Source organism: Microbacterium sp. 3J1, from assembly GCF_001049495.1.
Lineage (GTDB): Bacteria > Actinomycetota > Actinomycetes > Actinomycetales > Microbacteriaceae > Microbacterium.
This window is the reverse complement of record NZ_CDWI01000011.1, coordinates 82,254-107,050: the sequence shown is the minus strand read 5'-3', so window position 1 is coordinate 107,050 and position 24,797 is coordinate 82,254. Positions and strand designations below refer to the sequence as shown.

25 protein-coding genes are annotated in these 24,797 nt (G+C 68.6%); 9 read left to right on the top strand and 16 right to left on the bottom strand.

Annotated elements, in window-relative coordinates; all coding sequences use genetic code 11:
* Positions 1-26: 26 nt before the first annotated feature.
* From BN2660_RS09585 to BN2660_RS09575, 3 genes are all read right to left on the bottom strand, one after another.
* Positions 27-1,298, bottom strand: a complete 1,272-nt coding sequence (locus tag BN2660_RS09585) for an ABC transporter substrate-binding protein (RefSeq protein ID WP_091230852.1) — start codon at positions 1,296-1,298, stop codon at positions 27-29.
* Positions 1,299-1,442: 144 nt separating this feature from the next.
* Positions 1,443-2,360 carry an EamA family transporter RarD gene (gene rarD / locus BN2660_RS09580; protein ID WP_176697209.1) on the bottom strand — a complete coding sequence of 306 codons (918 nt, stop codon included), beginning with the start codon at positions 2,358-2,360 and terminating at the stop codon, positions 1,443-1,445.
* 58 nt (positions 2,361-2,418) lie between these two features.
* Positions 2,419-3,837, bottom strand: a complete 1,419-nt coding sequence (locus tag BN2660_RS09575; protein WP_091230846.1) for an MFS transporter — start codon at positions 3,835-3,837, stop codon at positions 2,419-2,421.
* Between the two features lie 150 nt (positions 3,838-3,987).
* On the opposite strand from BN2660_RS09575, the gene BN2660_RS09570 reads away from it, so the two are divergent.
* Positions 3,988-4,815, top strand: coding sequence for a helix-turn-helix transcriptional regulator (locus BN2660_RS09570; protein ID WP_255305108.1), 828 nt, complete (start codon positions 3,988-3,990; stop codon positions 4,813-4,815).
* A gap of 58 nt (positions 4,816-4,873) precedes the next feature.
* Here the strand turns inward: BN2660_RS09570 and groES are convergent, their stop codons facing one another.
* Complete coding sequence (gene groES / locus BN2660_RS09565; RefSeq protein WP_017203655.1) at positions 4,874-5,170, bottom strand: co-chaperone GroES; 297 nt, start codon at positions 5,168-5,170, stop codon at positions 4,874-4,876.
* 156 nt (positions 5,171-5,326) lie between these two features.
* Between groES and BN2660_RS09560 the strand changes: the two genes are divergently transcribed.
* Complete coding sequence (locus BN2660_RS09560; protein WP_091230840.1) at positions 5,327-6,532, top strand: class I SAM-dependent methyltransferase; 1,206 nt, start codon at positions 5,327-5,329, stop codon at positions 6,530-6,532.
* Between the two features lie 3 nt (positions 6,533-6,535).
* On the opposite strand, the gene BN2660_RS09555 is transcribed toward BN2660_RS09560, so the two are convergent.
* The 8 genes from BN2660_RS09555 to BN2660_RS09520 are packed head-to-tail and all read right to left on the bottom strand — an operon-like array spanning position 6,536 to position 12,420.
* The gene (locus tag BN2660_RS09555; protein WP_091230837.1) at positions 6,536-7,729 is read right to left on the bottom strand and encodes a hypothetical protein; all 1,194 of its coding nucleotides are present in this window, start codon (positions 7,727-7,729) and stop codon (positions 6,536-6,538) included.
* Between the two features lie 3 nt (positions 7,730-7,732).
* Entirely contained in the window at positions 7,733-8,248 is a 516-nt protein-coding gene (locus BN2660_RS09550; protein ID WP_255305107.1) for a hypothetical protein, read from the bottom strand.
* Positions 8,248-9,318 carry a tRNA (adenosine(37)-N6)-threonylcarbamoyltransferase complex transferase subunit TsaD gene (gene tsaD / locus BN2660_RS09545; protein ID WP_091230832.1) on the bottom strand — a complete coding sequence of 357 codons (1,071 nt, stop codon included), beginning with the start codon at positions 9,316-9,318 and terminating at the stop codon, positions 8,248-8,250. The genes BN2660_RS09550 and tsaD overlap by 1 nt, the downstream gene beginning before the upstream one ends.
* On the bottom strand, positions 9,315-9,824 hold the full coding sequence (rimI, locus tag BN2660_RS09540) for a ribosomal protein S18-alanine N-acetyltransferase (protein ID WP_091230829.1): 510 nt from the start codon (positions 9,822-9,824) through the stop codon (positions 9,315-9,317). Before rimI ends, tsaD begins: the two co-directional genes overlap by 4 nt.
* Positions 9,821-10,444 carry a tRNA (adenosine(37)-N6)-threonylcarbamoyltransferase complex dimerization subunit type 1 TsaB gene (gene tsaB / locus BN2660_RS09535; protein ID WP_091233477.1) on the bottom strand — a complete coding sequence of 208 codons (624 nt, stop codon included), beginning with the start codon at positions 10,442-10,444 and terminating at the stop codon, positions 9,821-9,823. The genes rimI and tsaB overlap by 4 nt, the downstream gene beginning before the upstream one ends.
* A gap of 28 nt (positions 10,445-10,472) precedes the next feature.
* Entirely contained in the window at positions 10,473-10,961 is a 489-nt protein-coding gene (gene tsaE / locus BN2660_RS09530; protein WP_091230826.1) for a tRNA (adenosine(37)-N6)-threonylcarbamoyltransferase complex ATPase subunit type 1 TsaE, read from the bottom strand.
* Entirely contained in the window at positions 10,958-12,064 is a 1,107-nt protein-coding gene (alr, locus tag BN2660_RS09525) for an alanine racemase (protein ID WP_091230823.1), read from the bottom strand. Before alr ends, tsaE begins: the two co-directional genes overlap by 4 nt.
* Positions 12,061-12,420: a holo-ACP synthase gene (locus tag BN2660_RS09520; RefSeq protein ID WP_091230820.1), complete on the bottom strand. Its 360-nt coding sequence runs from the start codon at positions 12,418-12,420 to the stop codon at positions 12,061-12,063. The genes alr and BN2660_RS09520 overlap by 4 nt, the downstream gene beginning before the upstream one ends.
* 246 nt (positions 12,421-12,666) lie before the next feature.
* Here BN2660_RS09520 and BN2660_RS09515 point away from each other — a divergent pair, with 246 nt between their 5' ends.
* Entirely contained in the window at positions 12,667-13,497 is an 831-nt protein-coding gene (locus BN2660_RS09515) for a type IV toxin-antitoxin system AbiEi family antitoxin domain-containing protein (RefSeq protein ID WP_091230817.1), read from the top strand.
* A gap of 168 nt (positions 13,498-13,665) precedes the next feature.
* Here the strand turns inward: BN2660_RS09515 and glmS are convergent, their stop codons facing one another.
* Both glmS and coaA read right to left on the bottom strand, forming a co-directional pair.
* Positions 13,666-15,513: a glutamine--fructose-6-phosphate transaminase (isomerizing) gene (gene glmS, locus BN2660_RS09510; RefSeq protein ID WP_091230813.1), complete on the bottom strand. Its 1,848-nt coding sequence runs from the start codon at positions 15,511-15,513 to the stop codon at positions 13,666-13,668.
* A gap of 64 nt (positions 15,514-15,577) precedes the next feature.
* The gene (coaA, locus tag BN2660_RS09505) at positions 15,578-16,519 is read right to left on the bottom strand and encodes a type I pantothenate kinase (RefSeq protein ID WP_255305106.1); all 942 of its coding nucleotides are present in this window, start codon (positions 16,517-16,519) and stop codon (positions 15,578-15,580) included.
* A gap of 39 nt (positions 16,520-16,558) precedes the next feature.
* Here coaA and BN2660_RS09500 point away from each other — a divergent pair, with 39 nt between their 5' ends.
* The 6 genes from BN2660_RS09500 to BN2660_RS09475 all read left to right on the top strand — a co-directional run bounded on the left by BN2660_RS09500 (position 16,559) and on the right by BN2660_RS09475 (position 22,721).
* Entirely contained in the window at positions 16,559-16,999 is a 441-nt protein-coding gene (locus BN2660_RS09500) for a VanZ family protein (RefSeq protein ID WP_091230786.1), read from the top strand.
* A gap of 35 nt (positions 17,000-17,034) precedes the next feature.
* Complete coding sequence (locus BN2660_RS09495) at positions 17,035-17,520, top strand: VanZ family protein (RefSeq protein ID WP_091230783.1); 486 nt, start codon at positions 17,035-17,037, stop codon at positions 17,518-17,520.
* 10 nt (positions 17,521-17,530) lie between these two features.
* Complete coding sequence (gene galE / locus BN2660_RS09490; protein WP_091230780.1) at positions 17,531-18,550, top strand: UDP-glucose 4-epimerase GalE; 1,020 nt, start codon at positions 17,531-17,533, stop codon at positions 18,548-18,550.
* Between the two features lie 101 nt (positions 18,551-18,651).
* Complete coding sequence (locus tag BN2660_RS09485) at positions 18,652-20,556, top strand: DUF4012 domain-containing protein (protein ID WP_176697156.1); 1,905 nt, start codon at positions 18,652-18,654, stop codon at positions 20,554-20,556.
* Between the two features lie 14 nt (positions 20,557-20,570).
* Positions 20,571-21,578 (top strand): polysaccharide pyruvyl transferase family protein, encoded by a 1,008-nt coding sequence (locus tag BN2660_RS09480; protein WP_176697155.1) that lies wholly within the window; start codon positions 20,571-20,573, stop codon positions 21,576-21,578.
* Between the two features lie 39 nt (positions 21,579-21,617).
* Positions 21,618-22,721 carry an acyltransferase family protein gene (locus BN2660_RS09475; RefSeq protein ID WP_091230770.1) on the top strand — a complete coding sequence of 368 codons (1,104 nt, stop codon included), beginning with the start codon at positions 21,618-21,620 and terminating at the stop codon, positions 22,719-22,721.
* Between the two features lie 58 nt (positions 22,722-22,779).
* On the opposite strand, the gene BN2660_RS09470 is transcribed toward BN2660_RS09475, so the two are convergent.
* Positions 22,780-23,958 carry a lipopolysaccharide biosynthesis protein gene (locus BN2660_RS09470; RefSeq protein ID WP_176697154.1) on the bottom strand — a complete coding sequence of 393 codons (1,179 nt, stop codon included), beginning with the start codon at positions 23,956-23,958 and terminating at the stop codon, positions 22,780-22,782.
* A 5-nt stretch (positions 23,959-23,963) separates the two neighbouring features.
* Positions 23,964-24,797 carry a glycosyltransferase family 2 protein gene (locus BN2660_RS09465; RefSeq protein ID WP_176697153.1) on the bottom strand — a complete coding sequence of 278 codons (834 nt, stop codon included), beginning with the start codon at positions 24,795-24,797 and terminating at the stop codon, positions 23,964-23,966.

The window sequence follows — 24,797 nt, the reverse complement described above, 5'->3', positions numbered from 1 at the left end:
GCATCCGGGGCCTTCGCCGTGGTGAATCAGTTCGTGCGGGTGATGAGGTTGTCAGCACCGTACACGTAGGTGCCGATCGAGGCGCCCGTCGGGTCGCCGTTCTCGTCGAACGTCACCTCGCCGGAGTAGCCGTCGTAGTCGGCGGTGCCACCGTCGTTGATGATCGCAGCGCAGTCGGCGAAGCTCGTGCACTTCTCGCCTTCGCCGCTGCCTCCCGAGACCTCCTGCATCTTGGCGGCGATGTCCGCGCCCTCGGTGGATCCGGCCGCGAGCGACGCGAGAGCCACGAGCACGACGGCGTCGTACGCCTCGGCCGCGTAGGTGAAGTCGTTGACCTCGGGGTTGCCCTCACCGGTCCAGAAGGTCTGGAGGCGGTCGGTGAAGTCGTCCTCGAGTGCGGGGCCCGGCTTGGTGCCCTGCGCGCCCTCGAGCGAGAACGGGAAGTTCGTGTCGGGCGAGGAGCCGTAGTCCGACAGGTTTCCGTCGACCAGGTACCACTTCTCCGGCGAGACGCCGGCGTTCGACAGCAGCGGGGCGATGGTCTTGAACTGGTCGAACGAGACGATCGCGACCGCATCCGGGTTCTCGGCCTGGATCGTCGCGACCTGTGCGTCGAACTGTCCGTCACCGACGTTGTAGGAGGCGCTGGCGACGACCTCGCCGCCGGCGTTCTCGAACGTCGACTGGATGTTCTCGAACAGGCCGGTGCCGTAGGCGTCGTTCTGGTAGATGACGCCGAGCGTCTTCGCGCCGTCCTCGGCGATCAGGTTGCCGAGGACCTCGCCCTGCAGCAGGTCGCTGGGAGCGGTGCGGAAGTAGAGGCCGTTGTCGTCCCAGTCGGTGAAGTCGGGGCCGGTGTTCGACGCGGAGATCTGGAGGATCCCTGCGCTGACGTTGCCGTCGAGGATGAGGCGCGAGACTCCGGAGGCGGCGGCGCCGACGATGGCCGACACGTCTGCACCCTGCAGCTTGGTGATGGACGTCTCGTACGCCTTGGTGTCGGTGTCGCCCTCGTCCTCGGCGGTGAGTTCGATGGTGACGCCCGCGGCCGCTTCGTTGACCTCCTGCACGGCGAGGCCGACGCCGGACTCCATGGGCGGGCCGAGGAACGACAGCGAGCCGGTCTGCGGAAGCAGCGAGCCGAGCTTGAGGGTGAGGTCGGCCGCCGGCGAGTCGCCGCCTTCCGATGGCTCCTCCGAGGGCGTGCCGCTGCAGCCTGCGATGACCATCGCGGAGGCGCTGAGCAGCGCGACTCCTGCGAGGATCTTGGCGCTGCGCGAGCGCGTGAATGCGATCATGATGCTCCCTTGCGTGACTGGCCGTGGATTGTGACCACGGTCGGGTGCTCTAACACTAGGACCAGATCGTCTCGCGCAGGGGTCGGGAGTATTTCGGTGCGTTAACGATCCGTAGCCCGGATCCACGCGGTTCTCGTCGTCGCGTCAGAGCAGTTCGGTCGGCCCGGAACGGCGGCTCCGCCCGGCGGTCAGGAGCAGGTCGGCCACGAAGACCGCGATCGCGATCCACACGATCACGAAGCCGACCCAGCGCTCGGGGGGCATCGCCTCGCCGAGAACTGCGGCTCCGATCACGAACTGCATCACCGGGGTGATGAACTGGATCATCCCGATGACCGTGAGATCGATCCGCCGAGCTCCCGCGGCGAACAGGAGCAGGGGCACTGCGGTGGCCACGCCGGCGAACGCGAGCAGCACAGCGTGCCAGACGCCGTTCTGCCCCATCGTGAGGCCTTCCGGCGTGGTCGCCACCAGGAGGAGCTGCACGACGGCGATGGGGATCAGCCACAGCGACTCGAGGGTGAGCCCGCTGACCGCGTCGACAGCCGGGCCGATCTTCTTCTTGATGAGCCCGTAGACCCCGAACGAGGCGGTCAGCGAGAGCGCGATCCAGGGGAACTCGCCGTGGAACACGATGATCACGATCACGGCGACCGCGGCGATGCCGATCGCCGCCCATTGGAGCCTGCGGATGCGCTCCTTCAGCACGAACACGCCGAGCAGCACGGTGGCGATCGGGTTGATGAAGTAGCCGAGGCTGGTCTCGACCACGTTGCCGGTGAGGGTGCCGATGAGGAAGACCTGCCAGTTGACGTAGATGAGAAGCCCGGCGAGGGCCGTGAGCCCGAGGAGCTTCGGCTGCCGGACGATCACCGCGAGCGCCGCCCACCCGCGCGTCACGGTGAGCAGGAGCACGCAGAAGACGAACGAGAGCAGCACCCGCCACGCCACGACCTCCCACGGCCCCGTGGGCACGAGCAGCAGGAAGTACAGCGGGAGCACGCCCCAGAGCAGGTACGCCGCTCCCGCGTAGGCGACGCCGGCGGAACGGGATGCTCTCATGCTGGCGTCAGGGGTCACCGCACAACCCTAGTGCTCGCAGCACCCCGCTCCGGTCGCCCTATCGGCGACGAGGAACCACCCGGAGGGCGAAGGCCACGACGAGCGCCGCGACCAGGGCGATGGCGGCATTGACCCCGATGGCCGCCTGGACCCCTCGCAGCAGCCCTGCCCCGGCGAACGCGGAGACCACGGCAGCCATGACGGGCGTCCCGAGTGCCATTCCGACCTGCTGGCTCATCGTGACGAGGCCGGTCGCGAGCCCCTGCTCGTCGGGAGGGACATCTCCGGTGGCCGTGACGACGTATCCGACGATCGCGACGAGGTTCGCGACGCCGCCGACAAAGGCGAGGATCAGCAGAGGGAGCGTCCAGGCGTCGTCCGCCGTCGCGAATGCCAGCGGGACGGTGACCCCTGCCTGGAGCAGCAATCCCCCGACGATCACCGTCGGCGCACCGGTCACCGCGATGATCTTCGGAGCGAGGAGTCCACCGAGAACCGTGCCGACTCCGAGGACGCCGAGCATCAGACCTGCTGCGATCGGCGTATGCCCCAGGACGTCCTGCAGGTACAGCGTGAGCAGGAAGACGAGCGAGGTCTCGGTGGCGAAGGCCACGAGTCCGGCGACATTGCCCCACGCCACGGTCCGCCTCCGCAGCATCGACGGCGCGATGAGCGGTTCCGCCGCCCGCCCCTCCGCGTACACGAAGGCGAGGAGGAACACGAAGGACGCGATCAACGGCATCCACGTTCCCGGATGCCCCCAGCCGACGCGCCCTGCCGAGTCGATGCCGAAGACGAGGGCCACGAGAGCCGCGGTCACCGTGACGGCTCCGAGGACATCGAGCCGCGGACGCGAGCCCCGCGCCGGCTCGCGCAGCACCCAGGGTCCGATGGCGAGCGCCCCCGCTGCGACGATCACGTTCAGGAGGAAGGCCCATCTCCACGACACCGTGCCCGTGAGCACGCCGCCGAGCACGGCACCCACGGTGAAACCGGCGGCCATCAGGGCGCCGTTCAGACCGAGCGCTCGGGAACGCGCCCGGCCCTCGGGGAACATCGTCGTCATCAGAGCCAGCGCGGCGGGCGTCACCATCGCGGTAGCCAGCCCCTGCCCCACCCGCGCGGCCAGCAGCACGCCGGGTGTCATCGCCAGCGCACCCGCGAGCGAGGAGACGCCGAGGAGCACGACGCCCGCGAGGAACAGGCGCTTGCGCCCCAGCAGGTCGGCCACTCGACCGAAGAAGAGGGTGAACGAGGCGGCGCAGATCGCGAACGCCGTGACGATCCACTGCAGAGCCGCGGTGTCGAAACCGAGCTCTCGACCGATCTGCGGTAGCGCGACGTTCAAGATGGAGAAGTCCACGGCGAGGGTGAAATTCGCGGTCAGCAGCACGGCCATCGCGAGGCGCTGCGCCGGGGCGAACCTCTCGGAAGAGGGCACGCGACGTGTGATCGATGTCGATTCGGCAGAAGTCATGCTCCCACCCTTCGGGGTGCCACGCGGGCCAGCCAGACCACTGTTCTGACTAGCACTGGCAGGGACAGGCTCCGATCGGTGCGTTCCGCCACAATGGGGAGCGTGCACCCTCAACCATCGATCGCGACTGACGGCGCATCAGATCGCCCCGTGACCGAACTCGGCGAGTTCCTGCGATCTCGCCGTGACCGCGTCGCCCCGAGTGCGGTCGGTCTCAGCAGTCACGGCCGCCGCCGAGTACCCGGGCTGCGTCGGGAGGAGCTCGCCCAGCTCGCCGGGGTGTCGGTCACCTACCTCACCCGGCTGGAGCAGGGGCAGTCGCACAACGCGTCGGAGGCCGTCGTGGCCGCGCTCGCGCGCGCACTGCAGCTCGACTCCGACGAGCGCCTGCACCTGATGACGCTCGCGCGCCCGTCGACCGCCGCACGCCGTCGGGGCCGCAGGCCCGAGGCGCCTCACGCGGGCGCCTCCGGTCTGCTGCAGGCGATGGGCGTCCCCGCGGTGCTCCTCGGACGCTTCAACGACATCCTCGACTGGAACACCGCCGGCCATCTGCTGCTGGCGGGGCACATCGACGCGGGAGCACCCGCAAGGGCGGCCGACCGCCCCAACCACATGCGGATGCTGTTCCTCGACCCGCACACCCGTGATCTGTATCACGAGTGGGAGCGCGAGGCCGCCCTGGCCGTGGCCTCGCTGCGGTTCGTCGCCTCGCAGTTCGCCGACGATCCGCAGCTCGCCGCGCTCGTGGGCGAACTGAGCCTGAGCAGCCCCGTGTTCGCGAAGCTGTGGGCCCGACATTCGGTGCGACTCTGCTCGAGCGGATCGAAGCAGTTCTCGCATCCCACCGTCGGTGCCCTCACGCTGAACTACGAGGTGCTCCATCTGCCCGACACCGACGGCCAGCGCATCCTCGCCTACGCCGCGGTGCCCGGCAGCGCCTCTGCGGCCGCGCTTCGTCTGCTCGAGTCTCGCTGACGGAGACGCAGAGAGGGCCCGGATGCGAATGCATCCGGGCCCTCTCGAAGACGTTGTCTCAGCGGACGACGACCGCGAGCACGTCGCGGGCCGACAGGACGAGGAACTCGTCTGCGCCGAACTTCACCTCGGTGCCGCCGTACTTGCTGTAGAGCACACGGTCGCCGACGGCGACGTCGAGCGGGACACGGTTGCCGTTGTCATCGATGCGGCCGGGGCCCACGGCCACGACCTCGCCCTCCTGGGGCTTCTCCTTGGCGGTGTCGGGGATGACCAGGCCACTCGCGGTGGTCTGCTCGGCCTCGACCTGCTTGATGACGATGCGGTCCTCGAGCGGCTTGATGGAAACCGACACGGTCTACCTCTTCTTTCTTGACGCTGACAGGAAGACTTGTTCGCACTCTCAACCCGAGAGTGCTAACCCAGTCTAGGGCGTCGGCTGGCACTCACGCAATGCGAGTGCCAGCGCACCGCCGCGGTCCGCGTGGCATCGCCGCCTAAGCTGAAGGACGTGGAGATGTCTGAGCTGCGAGCCCTGCTCACCCCCGAGGGGCTGACGCTGCTGGATGCGGCCGACTCCGTGGACGGGGTCGCAGACGTGGCCAAGACCGTGTCCCGGCTGCGAGCCGCGGGCCACTCCCCCGACCTCGTCTCCGCAGTCGTGGGTCAGGCCCGTCTTCGGGAGAAGGCCAAGGCGAAATTCGGCGACTTCGCGGCGCGGATGCTGTTCACGAAGGCCGGACTCGAGCAGGCCACGCGACTCGGCGTCGCCGCTCGACATGCGCAGCGGATGCGGAGCGCCGGCATCCGCTCGGTCGCCGATCTCGGCTGCGGCATCGGTGGCGACGCGCTGGCCTTCGCCGGCGCAGGGCTGGGAGTGCTCGCGGTGGATGCGGACGACGTCACCGCCGCGATCGCCGCGTACAACCTCGCCCCTTTCGGCGCCGATGTGACCGTGCAGCACGGGACGGCACAGGACCACCTCCCCTCGCCCGCAGACGGTCTGGCCGTCTGGATGGATCCGGCGCGGCGGACCTCCGGCCACAGCGAGACGAGCCGGGTCGGCGCCGACGAGTACTCACCTCCTCTGGACTGGGCCTTCGACGTGGCGGCGCGCATGCCGACGGGGATCAAGCTCGGCCCGGGGCATGACCGCGACTCCCTGCCGGGCGACGCCGAGGCGCAGTGGGTCAGCGCAGACGGGAGCGTGGTCGAGCTCGTCCTCTGGACCGGCGCGCTCGCACGTGAGGGCGTACGCCGCGCAGCGCTGGTGATCAGGGGTGATCGGTCGCATGAGCTCACCGCGGGAGCGGACGCCGAGGACGCGCCGGTGCGAGCGCTCGGAGCCTTCCTGCACGAGCCCGACGGCGCGGTCATCCGGGCTCGGCTGATCGGCGACGTGGCCCGCAGCCTCGATGCGGGAATGCTCGACGAGCGGATCGCCTACCTCACGTCGGATGCCGCCGTGACCAGTCCGTTCGTGCAGTCCTTCCGGGTCCGCGAGACGATGGCGGCGAACCCCAAGGCGATCAGCAGCGCGCTCACGGCGAACGGCATCGGCACGGTCGAGATCAAGAAGCGCGGCATGGACGTCGACCCCGCCGCCTTCCGCAAGAAGCTCACCCTTCGCGGAGATCGGAGCGCGACCCTGATCCTCACCCGCGTGAACGGGCAGCGCCGCGCGATCCTCGCCGACCGGGTGCCCGCGGCGGAGTGACGATCAGCCGGTCGGGTCGGACGGCGCCTCGACCCTGATCGGATCGCCGTCCTGTCCGCTGAGCTCGGTGAACACGTCGGGCGTCGTGCCGCGTGAACTCGGCACCTCCCCCGTGATCGTCAGATAGGCGATGCCCGAGGTGGTCAGTCGAAGGTCGATGCTCCAGGGCTCCTGCTCTCCGCCCGCCTCGTCGACGACGACACCCCCGACGCTGAGCGCGGCGCCGCCCTGGACCTCCGCGGCGTCGGCGCATTGCGTCGCTCCGACGGCGTCGACGATCATGCACTCCTGCGCGATCCCGTCTTCGACGCGTGTACCGCGCCAGATCGGCAGGTCGTCGATATAGCCGACCACCGAGAACGAATACTGCTGGAAGCCGAGGGAGAGGAGCTCTTCCGCCCGCTCGCGCTCCTCGATCGGGAACTGCGCGAGCCAGCCCACGTCGTCCGAGGGCCAGCGCTGGATGATGGCGACGACCTCCCCTGACGCCGACCGCACGGCCGTCGCGGAGATGTCGTCCTCGCCCTCGCGCTCGCTCTCACCGCGGGATCCGGCGAGCGTCGCAGTGATCCCGAATCCCTGCGCCACGAGCTCCTCCGCGTTCTGGCACAGGTCGGTCGAATCGCCGTCCGCGTCGAGGATCATGCACTCGAGCTCGCCCTGCTTTCTCGTGGCGTACCAGACCACCGCACCCTCGTCCGATCCGATGACGTGCACGCTCCCCGGGTCGTAGCCGCCTGCGGTCTGCAGCTCCACGCGTCGTTCCTGCTGCGCGGCCGTCAGCACGACGCCGTCCTCCGCGCCTCCGAAGAGCGCCCATCCCGCGCCGAGTCCGACGAGGAGCATCGCGACCGCCGCAGCGGTCAGGGCCTTCCAGTGCCGCCGCGCATCCGCTCGCAGGCCGTTCGATGCACGCGGCACGGCTGTCTCGTCCGATGTCGGCGGAACGGCTGCCTCGCCCGGCGTCGAGGCCGCGGCCACCTGTTCGGGGCGGTCGGCGTCCGCCGGCTCCGCGTGGGGCTCGGACGCGTCGGCGGCGACCACCGGGGAGTCCGTGCTCACGGTGCGTCGCGCTTCGACCCGCGCGTCCTCGAGGGCGCGCAGGCGCGCGGCATCCGCCTCGGTCAGGCCGCCGCCGCGACCGTAGGCGCGCGCGTGCAGAGCGCGCAGCTCGCTGGTCTCGTCGGCGTCCGGCATCGGCTACCCCAGCCGCTCGAACTGCATACCGGCCCACACGAGCCAGCCCAGGCTGTACACGGTGGCGCAGAGGCCGAGTACGAGGGCCCATCGCGCGATGGCCCGACTCTCGACCGGCCGGCGGAGGGACATGATCGCTGCGATGACCGCGACGATGGCGATCGGGATCCCCCAGCCCACGAAGAACGATGAAGCCAGCGCCACGATCGCCGCGGTGAGAGCCCACGGCGCGAGTCTGGTGTCGTCGACGGCGACGCCCTGATCGAGGGTCGGCTCCCACTCCGTGCCCCGCCCGCGAGCATCGACATCGGGGCCCGTCGCCACGACCGGTTCGATCCCGACCGGGCCCGTCGGCAGTTTCGTGTACCGCTCGCGACGGGCGCCAGGCAGTCGCGCGGCCCCGGCCGGGTGCTCCACCTCTGCGCTCGGCGGCTCGACGCTCGGGCGCGGCATCGCGGACCCGCCGAGGGAGGCGCGTTCGGCTCCTGAAGGGTCAGAGGTGCGCGGCACGTCGCTCATCACACCACCGCGATCCGCTCGTCGACCTGGATCTCGGTGACGGGGAGCGTCGAATCCGCCCCGAACGCGAGCGTCGACGGCCGGCGCCCCGACGAGATGAGCTCGGCTGCGAGCGCCGCGATCATCGCGCCGTTGTCGGTGCACAGCGACAACGGGGGGATGCGCACCGTGACCCCTGCGGCCTCGGCCCTGGCGAGAGCGACCTCGCGCAGGCGCCGATTGGCGATGACGCCCCCGCCGAGCAGCAGCCGAGGGACGCCGAGATCCGCGCACGCCGCGAGCGCCTTCGTCACGAGGACATCGACCACGGCCTCGCGGAAGCTGGCTGCCACGTCGGCCACAGGCACGGGGGTACCCTCGGCCTCGCACCGTTCGACCCAGCGCGCCACCGCGGTCTTGAGTCCCGAGAACGAGAAGTCGTAGCGATGCTTCGCCATGTCGGAAGCCCGGGAGAGGCCACGGGGGAAGCGGATCGCCGAGGGATCGCCGTCGAGCGCCGCTCTGTCGATCTCCGGGCCGCCGGGGTACGGCAGCGACAGCAGGCGGGCGACCTTGTCGAACGCTTCGCCGGCTGCGTCGTCCATCGTCTCGCCGAGCATCTCGACGTCGGTCGTGAGGTCGCGGACGTGCAGCAGCGAGGTGTGCCCGCCGGACACGAGCAGGGCGATGGTCGGGTATTCGAGCGGTTCGGAGTCGGGGGTCAGGATGTCTGCCGCGATGTGGCCCACCAGGTGGTTCACCGCATACAGCGGCTTGTCGAGCGAGACCGCCAGCCCCTTCGCCGCGCCGACGCCGACCATGAGGGCTCCGGCGAGACCGGGCCCGCTCGTGACCGCCACCGCATCGAGGTCGTCGAGCCGCACCCCCGCCTCGGCGAGAGCGGCGTCGATCGACGGCTGCAGTGCTTCGAGGTGGGCGCGCGCGGCGACCTCGGGCACGACGCCGCCGTAGCGGGCGTGCTCGTCCATGCTCGACGCGATCGTGTTCGACAGCAGCGTGCGTCCGCGGACGATGCCGATGCCCGTCTCGTCGCAGCTCGTCTCGATTCCGAGCACGAGAGGCTCGCTCATGCGGTCGCCCCCTTCGCGGCATCCGTGTCGTGGGCACCGGGTTCCGTCGCTCCCCGGCGGTGGCGGAGCACGAGTCGCATCACGATGGCATCCACGTCGTCGGGCTGGTAGTAGCGAGGACGCCGGCCGATCTCCTCGAATCCCTCCGACAGGTACAGGCCCTCGGCGCTCGGGTTGTCCGCGCGCACCTCGAGGAAGACCTCCTGCGCACCGCGCTCCTCCGCCGCGTCGAGCAGCGCGCGCAGAAGCGCGCGACCCCGGCCGGATCCGCGGTGCACCGCATCCAGCGCGATGGTCTGGATGTCGGCATCCGCCCCGCCCTGCAGCGCACGGACCCCGCCGTATCCGATGATGGTGCCCTCGACCTCGTCGACGAGGTAGCGCCCGTGCGGGCTCTCGAGCTCGGCGGCCATCAGCTCCGGGCTCCAGGCGTCGGTGGGGAACGAGCGGCGCTCGATCGCCATGATGGCGTCGAGGTCGTCGGCGGTGGCGGCACGCAGGGTCATCGCCCCACCTTCTTCGGTGCGCCGGGAAGCGTGACGTCGGGGTGCCGCAGGTACAGCGGCTCTTCTCCGGCGAGCGTCCGGCCCGCCGCGAGCGCTCTGGCACCGACTCGGGCGAGTGCCACGGCCGAGAGGGTCGCGACGTCGATGCGACGTACGCCGTCGAGGTGCACGTCGGCGTCGGCGGCGGGGACCAGGACGGTGTCGGCGATCACGATGGGGATGCCGTCGGCATCCGTACCGTCGAAGACCGTGATCGCGACCTCTCGACGACGGGCATCCGTCACGACGGCGAAGGCTCCCGAGACCGCGTCCTGCTCGATCGCCGTGAGAGCGGCGGCGACGTGGCTCGGGACCGGGAGAACAGGGATGCCGCGGCCCAGCGCGAACGCGCGCGCGGCGGCGATGCCGATGCGGAGTCCGGTGAACGGACCGGGCCCCATGCCCGCGACGACGTGTCGTATCGGGCCGGTTCCCGCCTCGTCGAGGGCTCGGACGAGCAGGTCGCCGATCACCTCGGCATGTCCGAGGGGGTCTGCCGCCGAGGCCTCCGCCCGGCTCGCCCCGTCGTCGCCGATGAGAGCGATGGCGGTGCCCAGGGAGGTGTCGACGGCGAGGATCACCTCTCCAGGGTAGTCGGCGTCACGCCCCTCATCGCCGTGCGTCCTCACGCGTGATCGTCACGTGCCGCGGAGCATCCGCATCGAGCTCGGACGGATCGAGGTCGTCGTCCCCTCCGACCGGTCGCTCCAGCTCGATGTCCCACCAGGAGTCGGCGAGATCCTCCGCCATCCCCCGCCCCCATTCGATGACGACCGCCGAGCGGGCGAGGTCCAGATCGAGGTCCTCGAGCTCTGCCCCCGAGCCGAGGCGATAGGCGTCGACGTGCACGAGCGGCGCCCGACCGACCAGTGACGGATGAGTGCGCGCGATGACGAAGGTCGGGCTCTGCACAGGCCCGCGCACGCCGAGACCTTCGGCGAGCCCGCGCGTGAAGGTGGTCTTGCCGGCGCCGAGCGGGCCGGTCAGGATCAGCAGGTCACCGGCCTCGAGCTGCTCGCCGATACGGAAACCCAGCTGCTCCATGGCGTCGGACGTCTCGATCTCGTGGCGCCCGAGGAACGCAGGATCGACGCTCATGCCGACCTCCGCGGCACCCGCGTCCCGATGCGGGTGACGATCTCGTAGTTGATGGTCGACGCGACGTTCGCCCACTCCGCAGCAGACGGCACTCCCAGAGTCGGATCGCCGAACAGCACGACCTCGTCGCCGATCGACACCGGGGCATCGCCGACGTCCACGACGAACTGGTCCATCGCGATCCGGCCCACGTTCGTGTACCGACGCCCCGCGATCGACACCGGCAATCGGCCGGAGGCGTGCCGCGGAACCCCGTCGGCGTATCCGAGCGGCACAAGAACGAGCGTCGTGTCGTGCGGAGCCCGGTGGTCGTAGCCGTACGAGACGCCCGCGCCGGCGGCCACCCGGCGCACGGCCGCGACCGCACCCCGGAGGGTCATCGCGGGTCGCAGCCCCAGCTGGGCCGACGACCGGTCCTCGAACGGGGACAGCCCGTAGATGCCGACGCCGATGCGCACGGCATCCAGTCGCATCTCGGGCAGGTCGATGGCGGCGGCGGTGGCCGCGATGTGCCGGAGCTCCGGGTGGATGCCGAACGACGCGGCCGCAGCCACGGCCTCTTCGAACCTCGCGAGCGCCTCGCGGTCGTCCTGGGGCGAGGTGTTCGACAGGTGGCTGAACAGGCCGATGATCCGCAGCCCTCCGATGCGCTCGAGCCGGGCCGCCTCCGCCAGGACGCGACGCCAGTCGGCCGGTGCGATGCCGTTCCGCGACAGACCGGTCTCGAACTTGAGGTGCACACCGACCGGTCGATCGACACTCGCTGCGGCACCTGCCGCCTCGAGCTGATCGAAGGACGAGATCCCCACCTCGATGTCGTGGGCGGCGGCGTGCTCGAAGCGCTCGCCCGGGGCGTGCAGCCAGGCGACGATCGGTGCGGTGATCCCCTGGCGACGCAGGTCCACCGCCTCGGCGATCTCCGCCACGCCGAGCCGGGTGGCACCGCCCGCGAGTGCGGCGACGGCGGCGGGGGCCGCGCCGTGCCCGTAGGCGTTCGCCTTGACGACGGCGATGACCTCGACGCCGGTGAGACGACGGAAGTGGCGGACGTTGTCCGAGATGGCGTCGAGGTCGATGCGCGCCTCGCGGAACGGAGCGGTCACAGCGGTTCTCCTTCGGCGACGACGAAGGCGGCGGCCAGCCCGGCGTCGTGGGTCAGGGTCAGGTGCAGTCGGGTGATCCCCCGCGCGGCGACGACGTCGGCGGTCGTTCCCGACAGGACGAAGTGCGGACGCCCCGACTCCTCGGACGCGATCTCGATCTCGATCCAGTGCACGCCGTCCGACCCGCCGAGGGTCTTGATCAGAGCCTCCTTCGCCGCATAGCGCGCCGCGAGAGAAGGGAGACGCAGCGACCGCTCCGTGGGCGCGAAGAGTCGCTCCCTGAGCCGCGGCGTCCGCTCCAGCGTGCGCTCGAACCTCGGGATGTCCACGAGGTCGATGCCGGTGCCGATGATCACCCGTTCAGCCTAGTCGCGGGGCTGCCGGGGCCTCGTGCCGGTGCCGTCTGGGGCCTCGTGCCGGTGCCGGTCGGCTGGCGTCCGCACGGATGGCTGGCCCGCACCGGCGTGTCGGGCAGCCATCCGTGCATCCGTCAGCCATCCGGCGGGCGCCACTCACCCTCCACATCGTCGCGTATCGCCCCTTCGATCCACATTCCCGGACTTCACCAGTGGCCGAACGATCGCGTCGTCCAGGATCGGCACATGCCCACACCGCTCTTCCTCGTCCACCACCACGGCGGGATCGCCCGAGGCTCCCAGCTTGGCCCGTTCGGCTGCACGCGTCGCGACCTGGCTGCTGCGGTGCGGCGACAGGAGCTGATCCGGATCAGGCCCGGCGTCTTCGCCGCCCCCTCGTGCCCCGTACTCGTCCGCACCGCGGCTCTGCACGGAGGGGCGCTCACCTGTGCCGGAGCACTCCGCCTCCACAGCGTCTGGGTCCTCTCGGACGACTCCTCACCGCACGTCTGGCTGGGGCAGGCCGGGCGAGCGCACGCACATGCCGGGTGCGGATGCGTCGGGCACTACCGCAACGGGACGATGACCCTCGGGCTGGCTCCCGTCGAAGACGCTCTCGCGCACAGCTACGCGTGTCTGGGTGAGGAGTTCTTCTTCGCCGCATACGAGTCCGCGTGGGCGCAGCGGCTGATCGGCGCTGCCGCACGGCGACGAATTCGCGACGCATTGCCGCCTCGCGCCCGGTGGCTCGTCGACCTGGCGCGTCACGATGCGGGCAGCGGCATCGAGTCGATCATGCGGCTGCGCCTCCACCTGCTCGGCGTGATCGTGGAGACCCAGGTCGAGATCAGCGGGGTGGGCCGGGTCGATTTCGTCATCGAGGGCCGTCTCATCATCGAGGCCGACGGCAGAGGGAATCACGACGGATCGACGGAGCGGCATCGGGACCTGATGCGGGATGCCGCAGCATCCCGTCTCGGATACGAGACCCTGCGCTTCGACTACGCGATGATCATCCACGACTGGGATGCCGTCGTTGCGGCGATCTTCGCGGCCCTCGGCCGCGTACGCTCCTGACCGGATGGCTGGGCCGCTCGCGCGTCGGCGGGCGACCCGCCGCCATCGACCCAGCCAGACGGACATCCGCCAGCCATCCGGCCCGGCGCGGAAACCGAGACGGGCCGAGACGGTCCGAGAGGCAGGCGGAGGCAGGCGGAGGCAGGCGGATGCAGGCGGATGCCGGGCCTACTCGACCGTGACCGACTTCGCGAGGTTGCGCGGCTGGTCGACGTCGAGACCCTTGGCCGTCGCGAGCGCCATGGCGAAGATCTGCAGCGGCACGACCGCGAGCAGCGGCTCGAACATCGGCCCGGCGAGCGGGATGCGGATGACCTCGTCGGCGAAGGGCAGCACCGCGGCATCCCCCTCTTCGGCGATCACGATCACCCGGGCACCGCGAGCGCGGATCTCCTGGATGTTCGAGACGACCTTCGAGTGCACGAGCGCCGAGTGACGCGGCGACGGCACCAGGACGAACACGGGCTGGCCCGGTTCGATCAGGGCGATCGGTCCGTGCTTGAGCTCACCGGCGGCGAAGCCCTCGGCGTGGATGTACGAGATCTCCTTGAGCTTGAGCGCGCCTTCGAGTGCGATCGGGTACCCGACGTGGCGCCCCAGGAACAGCACCGAACGGGTGTCGGCCATCCATCCCGCGAGCTGCGAGACGTGGTCGTGCTCGCTCTCGAGCACGTGTGCGATCTTCTCGGGCAGCGCCGAGAGCTCGGCGACGTCGAGCGACGCGTCTGCCACGGCACCGCGGACGCGGCCCATGTGCAGCGCGAGCAGCAGCAGCGCCGTGATCTGCGCCGAGAAGGCCTTGGTCGAGGCCACGGCCACCTCGGGGCCGGCGTGCGTGTAGACGACGGCATCCGACTCGCGCGGGATGGTCGCGCCCTGGGTGTTGCAGATCGAGAGGGTGCGCGCTCCGCGCTCTCGTGCGTACTTCACGGCCATCAGCGTGTCCATGGTCTCGCCGGACTGGCTGATCGAGACGACGAGGGTGTCTGCGCCGATGACGGGGTCGCGGTACCGGAACTCGTGGGCGAGCTCGACATCGACGGGCACCCGTGCCCACTGCTCGATGGCGTACTTGCCGACGAGTGCCGAGTAGGCCGCGGTTCCGCAGGCCGTGATGATGATGCGGTTGATGCCGACGAACAGCTCGTCGAGACCGTCGAGTTCAGGGATGACGACCTGGTCGCCCTGGATGCGGCCGCGCAGCGTGTTGGCGACCGCCTCGGGCTGCTCGGCGACCTCCTTGGCCATGAAGCTCGACCATCCGCCCTTCTCGGCGGCCGCGGCGTCCCACGAGACGTCGAACGGCTCGGCCTCGACCGGGGTGCCGGCGAAGTCGGTGACGGTGACGGCCTCAGGGGTGATCGAGACGATCTGATCCTGACCGATCGCGAGCGCCTTGCGGGTGTGCTCGACGAACGCGGCGACGTCGGAGCCGAGGAAGTTCTCGCCCTCGCCGAGGCCGATGACGAGAGGAGAGTTGCGGCGAGCGCCCACGACGAGTCCCGGGTGGTCCTGGTGCATGGCGAGGAGCGTGAACGCGCCCTCGAGCCGGTTCACCACGCCGCGGAACGCCAGCTGCAGGTCACCACCGTTGTTGCGGTACTCACGGCCGAGCAGGGCTGCGGCGACCTCGGTGTCCGTCTCGCTGCGGAACACGACGCCGTCGGCGAGGAGCTCCTCGCGCAGCGCGGAGAAGTTCTCGATGATGCCGTTGTGGATCAGAGCGAGCTTGTCGTCATCGGCGAGATGCGGGTGCGCGTTCTCATCCGTGGGTCCGCCGTGAGTCGCCCAGCGGGTGTGGCCGATGCCGGTCGTCCCGTCCGCGAGGGCGGCATCCGCGAGCGAGTCGCGCAGCGCGGCGAGCTTGCCCGCCTTCTTGCGCATGCCCAGCGTTCCCTCGCCATCGATCACTGCCACGCCGGCGGAGTCGTAACCCCGATACTCCAGGCGGGCGAGACCGGCGAGCAGGATGTCCTGGCTGGGCCGCGGGCCCACGTATCCGACGATTCCACACATGGGATCCAGAATAGGTGCGGGATTTTGCGAAGATCCCGAACGAACCAGGCGGGGATGCTCCTGGTCAGAGCTTGCGCAGCAGAACGCTCTCGACGTTGTGGTCGGCGCCCTTGTTCAGGACCAGGCGTGCGCGGTGCTTCGTCGGCATCACGTTCTCGACGAGGTTCGGCATGTTGATCTCGTTCCAGTAGCCGAGCGCCGTCGTGATCGCCTCGTCGTCGGTGAGGTGGGCGAAGACGTTGAAGTACGACGAGGGGTTCGAGAAGGCCCCCTCCCGCAGGGCGAGGAAGCGGTCGACGTACCACTTCTCGATGTGCGCGGTGTCGGCGTCGACGAAGATCGAGAAGTCGAACAGGTCGCTCACGGCCACGTCGTTCGGGACGGGCGGCGGTTGCAGCACGTTGAGTCCCTCGACGATCACGACGTCGGGTCGGCGCACGACGACGTGGGCGTCCGGCACGATGTCGTAGCGCATGTGCGAGTAGAACGGAGCACGCACCTCTGCCGCCCCGCTCTTCACCTCGGTGAGGAACTGGATCAGCGAGCGCCGATCGTACGACTCGGGAAAGCCCTTGCGATCCATGAGCCCCCGGCGCTCGAGTTCAGCGTTCGGATGCAGGAAGCCGTCGGTCGTGATGAGTTCGACGCGCGGCGTGCCCGGCCAGCGGCTCATCAGCTCACGCAGCAGGCGGGCGATCGTGGACTTGCCGACCGCCACCGAACCCGCGACGCCGACCACGAACGGGGTGGTGGTGTCCTCCTCATGAAGGAAGGAGCTCGTGGCCGCGCCCAGCCGTTTGGTCGCCGTCGCGTACAGGCTGAGCAGACGGCTCAGCGGCAGGTACACCTCGCGCACTTCGGTGAGGTCGAGGCGGTCGCCGATGCCACGGAGTTCGACGACCTCGGTCTCGGTGAGCGGCTGATCGATGCCCGCCGCGAGCCTCGCCCATTCCACGCGACCGATCTCTCGGTACGGGGACAGCGGCAGCGTCGGATCAGCAGTCACGCGCTCCATCGTAATGGCGGCGGCGATAGCCTCGTCTCGATGACCTCACCCCTCCGCCGACGCCGCGTGGTGCTCGCCTCGCGGGTGCTCCTCGTCCCGTACCTCGCCGTCGTCGCGCTCATCGTCTGGCTGCCGGGGAAGGACGCGGAGTCCGTCACCGGGATCGTCGCGATGACGGCGCGGATGCTGGCGGGCTGGGGCGTTCCGTTCGAAGTGGGCTACCCGGTGCTCGAGTTCGCGGCCAACATCGCGCTCTTCGTGCCGTTCGGAGCCCTGGTCGCGGCGGCGTGGCCTGCTCTTCCGGCGTGGAAGGTGGTCGCCGCGGGTGCCGCGACCAGTGTCGTGATCGAGCTCGTGCAGATCGCGCTGCCGACGCGCTACCCGACCGTGTCTGACGTCGTCGCGAACACGCTGGGCGCCGCCGTCGGGTTCGCGCTCGTCCGATGGCTGCGGCGAGGGGCGGCGTCGTCCCGCGACTGAGGGTCGTCACCAGGCGCGATGGCTAGCATGACCGAATGTCCGCTTCCGCCGTCGCCCGCAGTCGTTCACGCGCGGTGGCGGCGCGCGTGGCGTTGATCGCCTACCTCCTCCTCGTCGCCTTCACGGTCTGGCTGCCGGCGGCTGTCTCGGGAAAGGTGGTGGGCCTGGTCGTGCTCGCCGCGCGATGGGTGGCTCAGCAGGGAATCGTCTCCTACGAGGCGAGTTTGATCTCGCTGGAGTTCCTCGCGAATGTCGCGTTCCTCGTTCCGGTGGGCGCGCTCGTGGCTCTCGGTTGGCCGCGTCTACGACTGTGGCACGTGGTGGTGATCGGGTTCCTGATGAGCGGGCTCATCGAATCCGTCCAGAGTGTCATCCCCTCGCGCGCGCCCTCCGTCTCCGATGTGGTCGCGAACACTCTCGGTGCGCTGATGGGCGCGGCGATCGTCGCGGTGGCGCGGAAGCGGCGACGGCGCCGTGACGTCCTGTCACCGGCGCCTCGCGAGCAGCCTCGTCCTCGCTAGGCTCGACTCCGTGCGAGTTCTTCTCACCGGCGGTGCCGGATACATCGGATCACACATCGCCGTCGTCCTCCTCGAAGAGGGCCACGACGTCATCGTGATCGACGATTTCTCGAACAGCCACCCTGAAGCCGTGCGGCGTGTGGAAGAGCTCTCGGGCCGCCCGGTGATCCGCATCGATTGCGATCTCGCCGACCTGGACGCGAGCAGTCGAGCCCTGGCAGACGTCGAATTCGACTCCGTCATTCATCTGGCCGGGCTGAAGTCCATCGGTGAATCCGTCAGTCGGCCGTCCTCTTACTACCGCACGAACATCGTGGCGACTCTGAACATCCTCGACATCATGGCGATCAAGGATGTGCGGCGGTTCGTCTTCAGTTCGTCAGCCACTGTCTACGGGACGCCCGACTCCCCGGTGATCGACGAAAGCCATCCGGTCGGGCGCGGGCTGACCAACCCATACGGCTGGTCGAAGTGGATGAACGAGCAGATCATCAGGGATGTGCAACATGCCCGCCCCGAGCTCGAGGTGTCACTCCTCCGATACTTCAACCCGGTGGGCGCGCATCCGTCCGGCCAGATCGGCGAGAGTCCGTCCGGAACCCCCAACAACCTGATGCCGTACGTCGCTCAGGTCGCCGCGGGCACGCGCGACCGCGTGAGCGTGTTTGGAGACTCGTACGCAACCCCTGACGGCACCGGGGTCCGCGACTACATCCACATCATGGATCTCGCGGAAGGGCATCTCGCTGCGCTGGCACACCTGTCACCGGGCGTCACCGTATACAACCTCGGCACCGGCGTCGGTCACAGCGTTCTCGAACTGATCCGGGAATTCTCCGCGCAGAGCGGTCGCGAGATTCCTTACCGGGTCACCGCACCCCGCACCGGTGATGTGAGCTCGGCGATCGCCGATCCTGCGAAGGCGAACTCTGAGCTCGGATGGCGGGCCACCCGCTCTCTCGCCGATTCCTGCCGAGACTCCTGGCTCTGGCAGTCGCAGAATCCGCAGGGCTTGACCGGCCAGGGTTGAGCAGAGGCCTCGGCCCGCCGCATCACGCTTTCCATCCTCGCGCCCCTGATCCGGCGGATCACCTGACAGCCCGACCTCGACACCCATGCTTGAATGAGGCGGTGAGTAACGAGAACCCGCCCATCAACCGCCGGCAGGCGCGCGCACAGCGACACGCTACGTCGACCCCGATGGACGGGCAGGAACAGAACTCCTTCCTCGACGAGCTCACCACCCCGCATCCGACGTCAGAAGACCGCGCACGGCGCGATGCGGACGGCGAGCCGAAGAAAAAGAAGACGAAGTGGTGGATCTGGGTACTTGCCCTGCTGGTGCTTCTCGGCCTGCTGGCAGCGGCGGCGTTCGTCGGCAAGCGGGTCTACGACCAGGCCATGAACGTACGCGGGCATCTGGAGTCGTCCATGACCGAGGTCCGCGAAGTCCAGCGTGCCGTTCTCGCGGGCGAGACGGACGCGGCGGTCGCCGCCGCTGCCCGGCTGAGTCAGCACACGGATGCGGCTGTCGCCGGCACGAAGGGGCGCGCGTGGGCATTCGCCGAAGCGATGCCGTTCCTGGGCGATGACCTGCGGGCCGTTCGCACGGTCGCCGAGGTGACCGACCAGCTCTCAACCGATGTCGTCGGTCCGGCCAGTGCGCTGACCCTGGCATCGCTCCTCCCGAAGGGCGGTGGCCTCGACCTGAACGCCGTCGCTCAGCTCTCCGGCGTAGCTGCTCAGATGGATGCGGGAATTGATGAAGCGCTCGCCGCGGTCGCGCCCATCGACCAGGGTGCGCTGATCCCCCAGGTCGCGTCAGGGGTGAAGCAGCTCGACGATGCGCTCGGGGACGCGCAGTCGATCATCGCCCCGGTGAACGATCTGGCCGGCGTCCTTCCCGACGCGCTCGGAGCAAGCGGTCCTCGCGAGTACCTCCTCATGCTCCAGGGCAACTCCGAGGCTCGGAGCCTCGGAGGCAATGCTGCTGTCTTCGTCGTCGTGCAAACCGATGGGGGGCGCCTCTCGGTGACGAAGATCGTGAACAGCTCTGATTTCCCTCAGGGGCTACCTGAACTCGTTGCGCCCGTCGACCCTGAAGCGGTCGCCATCTACGGCGACAAGATCGGCCGGTACACGCCGGATCTCACGATGATCCCGAACTTTCCCGAGGCTGCCGCGATCATGCAGCAATGGTGGAAGCAGATCGACGACACCCAGTTCGAGGGTGTGATGTCGGTCGACCCCATCGCGCTTTCCTACATCCTCGGAGCCACGGGCCCGATTCAGCTTCCGACCGGTGACACGCTCTCCGCCGAGAATGCCGCGTCACTTCTGCTCAACGAGGTGTACTTCCGCTACGACGACATCTTCGAACAGAACGCCTTCTTCGGATCGGCAGCCACCGCCGTGTTCGGAGCCGTCACGGGCGGAGCATTCGATGTCGTCCCGTTCATCTCCGCCGTGGGCAGGGCCGCTGACGAAGGCCGCCTCTTGTACACGAGCTCGGACCCGACGCAGACCGAGCTCATCGGTCACTCGAGGTTCGGCGGAACGATGGCCGCCGACGGCCCCGATCAGACGACGGTCGGCGTCTACGTCAACGACAACACCGGGTCGAAGAAGAGCTACTACCTCGACATGGGGATAGCCGTGTGCACGTCGGGATCGACTGTCACGAGCACAGTCTCGCTCGCCTCGAACCTGACCGCCGAACAGGCCGAAGATCTGCCGTGGTACATCACAGGCCCCTACTTCGACCCTGCGGACATCAGCAGCTTCGTAGCGGTCTACGGTCCGACGAACGCCACGCTCGGCACCGCTACGGTGGACGGTGCTCCGGGCAACATCGTCTCTCAGGGCACCCACCTCGGGCGCCCCGTCGCCCTCGTCGAGGTGCGCAACACCCTCGCCGACTCACATGTCCTCCAGGTCACATTCGACGGTGTCGACCCCGCCTACGGCCCGGTTTCCGTCTGGCATACGCCCATGGTGCGCGACACTGCGGTCGAAGTGTCGCCGAAATGTCAGTGAGATCGAGGACCACGATGCGTCGCGTACATGCGGTCGGCTATTACGGCTGGGACAACTTCGGCGATGAGCTTTTCCGCGCCGCCATTCAGCGGAACCGAGAAGTGCTCTGGGGAAAGGGCGCACGAGTCCGCTCGTTCGTAGCGCCGCGGGTGCTGCACCAGAATCTGGGGCCGGTGGGCCGAGCCACGCGTATCGTCGAGACTCTGCTCGGCGCCGTCTGGGCCGACACCGTCGCCCTGTGCGGTGGATCGGTTCTCGAGGATGTCAGAGGCACTCAGCGGCTCCGCGGTCGCCTCCAGAAGCGGGGTCAGTCCATCGAAGCCCTCGGCGTGTCGCTCGGCCCGTGGCGATCACCGGACGCACGTGAAAGGGTGCGCAAGTACATCTCAGGCATGCGCCGGGTGGTCGTCAGGGACAGCGCCTCTCAAGAGAGGTTCCCAGACCCTGTCGTGGTCGGCGGGGATCTCGCTGCGCTCTACCCGATGCCCACCATTCCACGCGAAGAACGCAACCACCTCACCATCTGTGTCTCTCGCGATTCCCGGGCGAGTATCGAGGACGTCGCCTCCCTCCTCCGTGCGCTGCTCGCCGACGTGTCGCTCCCGGTGAAGCTGCTGGCGCTCAACGTTCGCAGGTCGCATGGCGATCTCGAATGGTCGCGCGAGCTCGGAGATCGACTCAGCGCGGTGCACGGGGACATCGAGGTGCTCGGTTTCGAGACCCTGGACCAGACCATCGACGTCATCGCCCGCTCCCGCGCGGTGTGGTCGCAGCGGCTGCACGGGGTCATCGTCGCCTACCTCTGCGATGTCCCCGTGCTCGCACTCAGCCATCACCAGAAGATCACCGACTTCGCAGGAGATATCGGGCTTCCGCAACGTTACCTGCGAGACTCCCTCACGGCAGACGAAGAGACCAGAGAAGCCGCTTCTCGTACACTCGACGGCCGCACTGAATGGGGCGTCTCACCCGACACCTACAGGGCATCGACGATCGATGCTCTGCGCTTCGATGTCCGCTGAACTCTCGGCTGACCTCGCCGTCGATGCCCCGGTCGGATCATGAGCGATCGGATCGAGATCGTCGACATGATGCGCGGCCTCGCCGCCCTGTCCGTGGTGGTGTTCCACTACTTCTATAACGGCATCGCCAACGGAAAGATCGACTCCATCACCCAGACCCCGGTGCTCGGTGAGATCGCGCGGTACGGGTATCTCGGAGTCGATGTCTTCTTCATCATCAGCGGCTTCGTGATCGCGAGCTCGGCCGTGGGAAAGACAGCGCGACAGTTCGTGGTGGGCCGGGCTGTCCGTCTCTATCCGGCGTTCTGGGTGGCCATGTCGATCACCGCATGCTTCATCCTGGTTCTCGGCGGCAGTCGTATCACTGTCACGGGGTGGCAGTTCGCCGCGAACACCACCATGGTGCCTCAGCTGTTCCGACAGCCGTTCGTGGACGGCGCATACTGGACACTGGCATACGAGCTCGCGTTCTACTCGATGGTGTTCGTCATCATCCTCGCTCGCCAAGGGCGGCGGCTCGACGTGATCATGTGCGTCTGGGCCATCGCGATGGGAGCCGTCTCTCTGGTAGCGCCTTCGCTGCGAAGTTTTCCGCTCCTCGGCGGCTATTTCGCGCTGTTCGCGATCGGAGCCGTGATCTCAGCCATCCGCCGATCCGGATGGTCCCCGCTGCGCGTGGCGGGACTTGCGGGTGGCGTCGGCGCAGCATTGCCCTTCCAGCTCGGAACCGGCGCGGACAGAGGTCTCGACATCGTCATCGTCGCCGTCATCTGCGTGGGCGCCTACGGGATCATCCTCGCCACCCTCAGCGCGCGGGTATCGGCGCTGAGACTGCCCGGTTCACGCCTCGCCGGTCAGCTCACCTACCCTCTGTACCTCTTGCACGCGTACATCGGATACCTGCTCATCAGCGCCTTCGCGGACGAGCAGAACAAGGTAATCGTCACGCTCCTGGTCATCGGCTTCGTCGCGCTCCTGGCATACGCCCTTCATGTCGTGGTCGAGCGATGGATGCGCCCGGTCTGGTACCCGTTCTTCGACCGCACGATCGGCCGTCTCACGGCGCTGGCCGATCGGGGCGGGAGATCGCACGAGAGCTCGAGGTCTACCGGCCGGGATGGCTCGCCCCCCTCTCGCGATTGATCGCTGCGTCTAGGCAGGCGACTACGAGATGAGACCCCGTTGAACGCAGCCTGACCGATCAGCGTCGGCAGGCGAGGATAAGAGCGCCTCCGAAGCGCGCCCAACTCGACGCGAGAGCGACAGCACACGCGGTCTCGAGCGGTCCGACACCCACCACCGCGGAGATAGCGCCCGCGAGGATTCCGATCGTCAGCGCGAGAACCCAGATCCACGCCTGGCCCGAGAATCGATGCGTCACGTTCAGGAACGTGCTGTAGATGTACGACGACGCGATGGGGATGACCGCCACTGCGAGGAGAATCAGAGGCACTTCGGGCATCTCGAACTCAGGTCCGTAGATCACGCGGAGTACCGGCCCCCCGAAGAGAGCCACCGTCAACGCCGCGACGGAGCTCGCTGCGCCAAGCCCGAGGGCGAGACGGTGAGCGCGGTGCCGGACGTGATCCTCCCCCACGCTCTCGAGCGTCTGGCGGAAGGGCGTGATCAGCACGTTCTTCAGGATCGCCCCCACCAGGTTGGCGAAGGTGAGTATGTACGCGGCCGCGGCGAAGACGCCGACGAGCGTCTCATCTGCAAGAAGCGAGAGCACCAGGACAGGAAGATAGCTCGCGAAGGCCGCGAGCGACTCCGACACGGTTGTCGGTGCCCCCGCCCGGAGAATCTCGCGATACCCGCGATCACCGTGCGATTCGGACGGTCGTGAGGCAGCGAGTTGCCTACCGGCGAGGGCGACGCCGATCGAGACCAATGCGGATGCCGCCAGTGCCACCGCGACTGACCCCGTCGTTGCCAGAGCCACTCCGGCGAGCGCGATCGTGCCCACGCTGTTGGCGATGTTCAGCACTCCGAGAGCGGCAAGCCGATTCGTGCGCTGGATGCGAGCCTGCCACAGGTCGAAGAAGAGGTCCGCGACTTTCACGGCGAGCAGAGCCGCCCATACTGCGGGATCCGCAGCCTCGGTGGCGACGAAATAAGCGATGAGAAGTGCGGTCGCTGCTGTGGTGCCGATCACTCTGAGCGTCAGATAGGTGCGCCACGGGTACTCGACCCGCAGGCTGAGGTAGACGGTGCGCAGCCCGAACTGAGCGACGGTGAACACGGGCGTGGCGATGGAGAGCACCAACGCATATTCACCGACGGCGTCCGCTCCGCCGGCGAACCGTGCGAACATCCAGACGAGGAGCCACTGTGCGACCGCCCAACTCATCGAGCCGACAGCGAGGAGGGCCCCGCCCATTCGGCTCATCGAGCGCCGCGCATCAGTCTGCGTCCGACAAGCCTGGCGACTCGGACGGCCGCCCGGGCCGCGGAGATCGTGATGCCCAGGAACGCCTCGACACCGCTCAGCGCGCCGATCCTCCGAGCACCGATGTATGCCTGGAACTCGCCCGCGATCATCGGCCAGATTCGCGACGACAGTCCGGAATCACCGTACGGGGCCTTGAAGATGGCGGCCACCGGCGCATCCACGAACAGGATCGTATGGCCGAATCCGGCGATCGACAACCACAGCTCGTAGTCCTCGGAGTATCGTCGGCCCGCGGAGAAGCGCAGGCCGAGGTCGCGGCGCACCACGACGCTGGGCGTCGACATCCGATTCCGGATCAAGAGGTCGCGCTTGCTCACCATATGCGCGGATGTTGCGCCGTTCAGCGACATGGACTCGAGCTCTTCCTGCGCAGTCACCTGAACGGTACGACCGGCGAGCATCTGGGGCTGCACTCCTGCTCCGTCGGCGAGCGCGAACTGTGCCTCGAGCTTCCTCGAATGCCAGGCGTCGTCAGAGTCAAGGAACGCCACCCAGTCTCCTGAGGCATCGTCCCACCCGACGTTCCTCGCGTGGGCGGGCCCGCCGTTCTGATCGAGTGAGATCAGTCGCGCGCCGGTACAGGAGTCGACGATCCGTTGCGCGGCTTCCCGCTCGTCCGGCGCAGAGGCATCATCGACGACGATGATCTCGTCGACTGCCCTGGTCTGATTGAGGATCGATTCCAGAGCGCGCCCGAGAGTCTGTGACGCGTTGAAATGCGGAATCACGACGCTCACGGACTCGATGCCCCGAGAAGAACCGCTCAC

Excerpts from the sequence above, each read along its gene's own strand:
- BN2660_RS09585 (WP_091230852.1), bottom strand. The coding sequence starts at position 1,298 with ATGATCGCATTCACGCGCTCGCGCAGCGCCAAGATCCTCGCAGGAGTC.
- rarD (WP_176697209.1), bottom strand. The coding sequence starts at position 2,360 with ATGAGAGCATCCCGTTCCGCCGGCGTCGCCTACGCGGGAGCGGCGTAC.
- BN2660_RS09575 (WP_091230846.1), bottom strand. The coding sequence starts at position 3,837 with ATGACTTCTGCCGAATCGACATCGATCACACGTCGCGTGCCCTCTTCC.
- BN2660_RS09555 (WP_091230837.1), bottom strand. The coding sequence starts at position 7,729 with ATGCCGGACGCCGACGAGACCAGCGAGCTGCGCGCTCTGCACGCGCGC.
- BN2660_RS09550 (WP_255305107.1), bottom strand. The coding sequence starts at position 8,248 with ATGAGCGACGTGCCGCGCACCTCTGACCCTTCAGGAGCCGAACGCGCC.
- tsaD (WP_091230832.1), bottom strand. The coding sequence starts at position 9,318 with ATGAGCGAGCCTCTCGTGCTCGGAATCGAGACGAGCTGCGACGAGACG.
- rimI (WP_091230829.1), bottom strand. The coding sequence starts at position 9,824 with ATGACCCTGCGTGCCGCCACCGCCGACGACCTCGACGCCATCATGGCG.
- tsaE (WP_091230826.1), bottom strand. The coding sequence starts at position 10,961 with ATGAGCGTCGATCCTGCGTTCCTCGGGCGCCACGAGATCGAGACGTCC.
- BN2660_RS09515 (WP_091230817.1), top strand. The coding sequence starts at position 12,667 with ATGCCCACACCGCTCTTCCTCGTCCACCACCACGGCGGGATCGCCCGA.
- glmS (WP_091230813.1), bottom strand. The coding sequence starts at position 15,513 with ATGTGTGGAATCGTCGGATACGTGGGCCCGCGGCCCAGCCAGGACATC.
- BN2660_RS09500 (WP_091230786.1), top strand. The coding sequence starts at position 16,559 with ATGACCTCACCCCTCCGCCGACGCCGCGTGGTGCTCGCCTCGCGGGTG.
- BN2660_RS09495 (WP_091230783.1), top strand. The coding sequence starts at position 17,035 with ATGTCCGCTTCCGCCGTCGCCCGCAGTCGTTCACGCGCGGTGGCGGCG.
- BN2660_RS09480 (WP_176697155.1), top strand. The coding sequence starts at position 20,571 with ATGCGTCGCGTACATGCGGTCGGCTATTACGGCTGGGACAACTTCGGC.
- BN2660_RS09475 (WP_091230770.1), top strand. The coding sequence starts at position 21,618 with ATGAGCGATCGGATCGAGATCGTCGACATGATGCGCGGCCTCGCCGCC.
- BN2660_RS09470 (WP_176697154.1), bottom strand. The coding sequence starts at position 23,958 with ATGGGCGGGGCCCTCCTCGCTGTCGGCTCGATGAGTTGGGCGGTCGCA.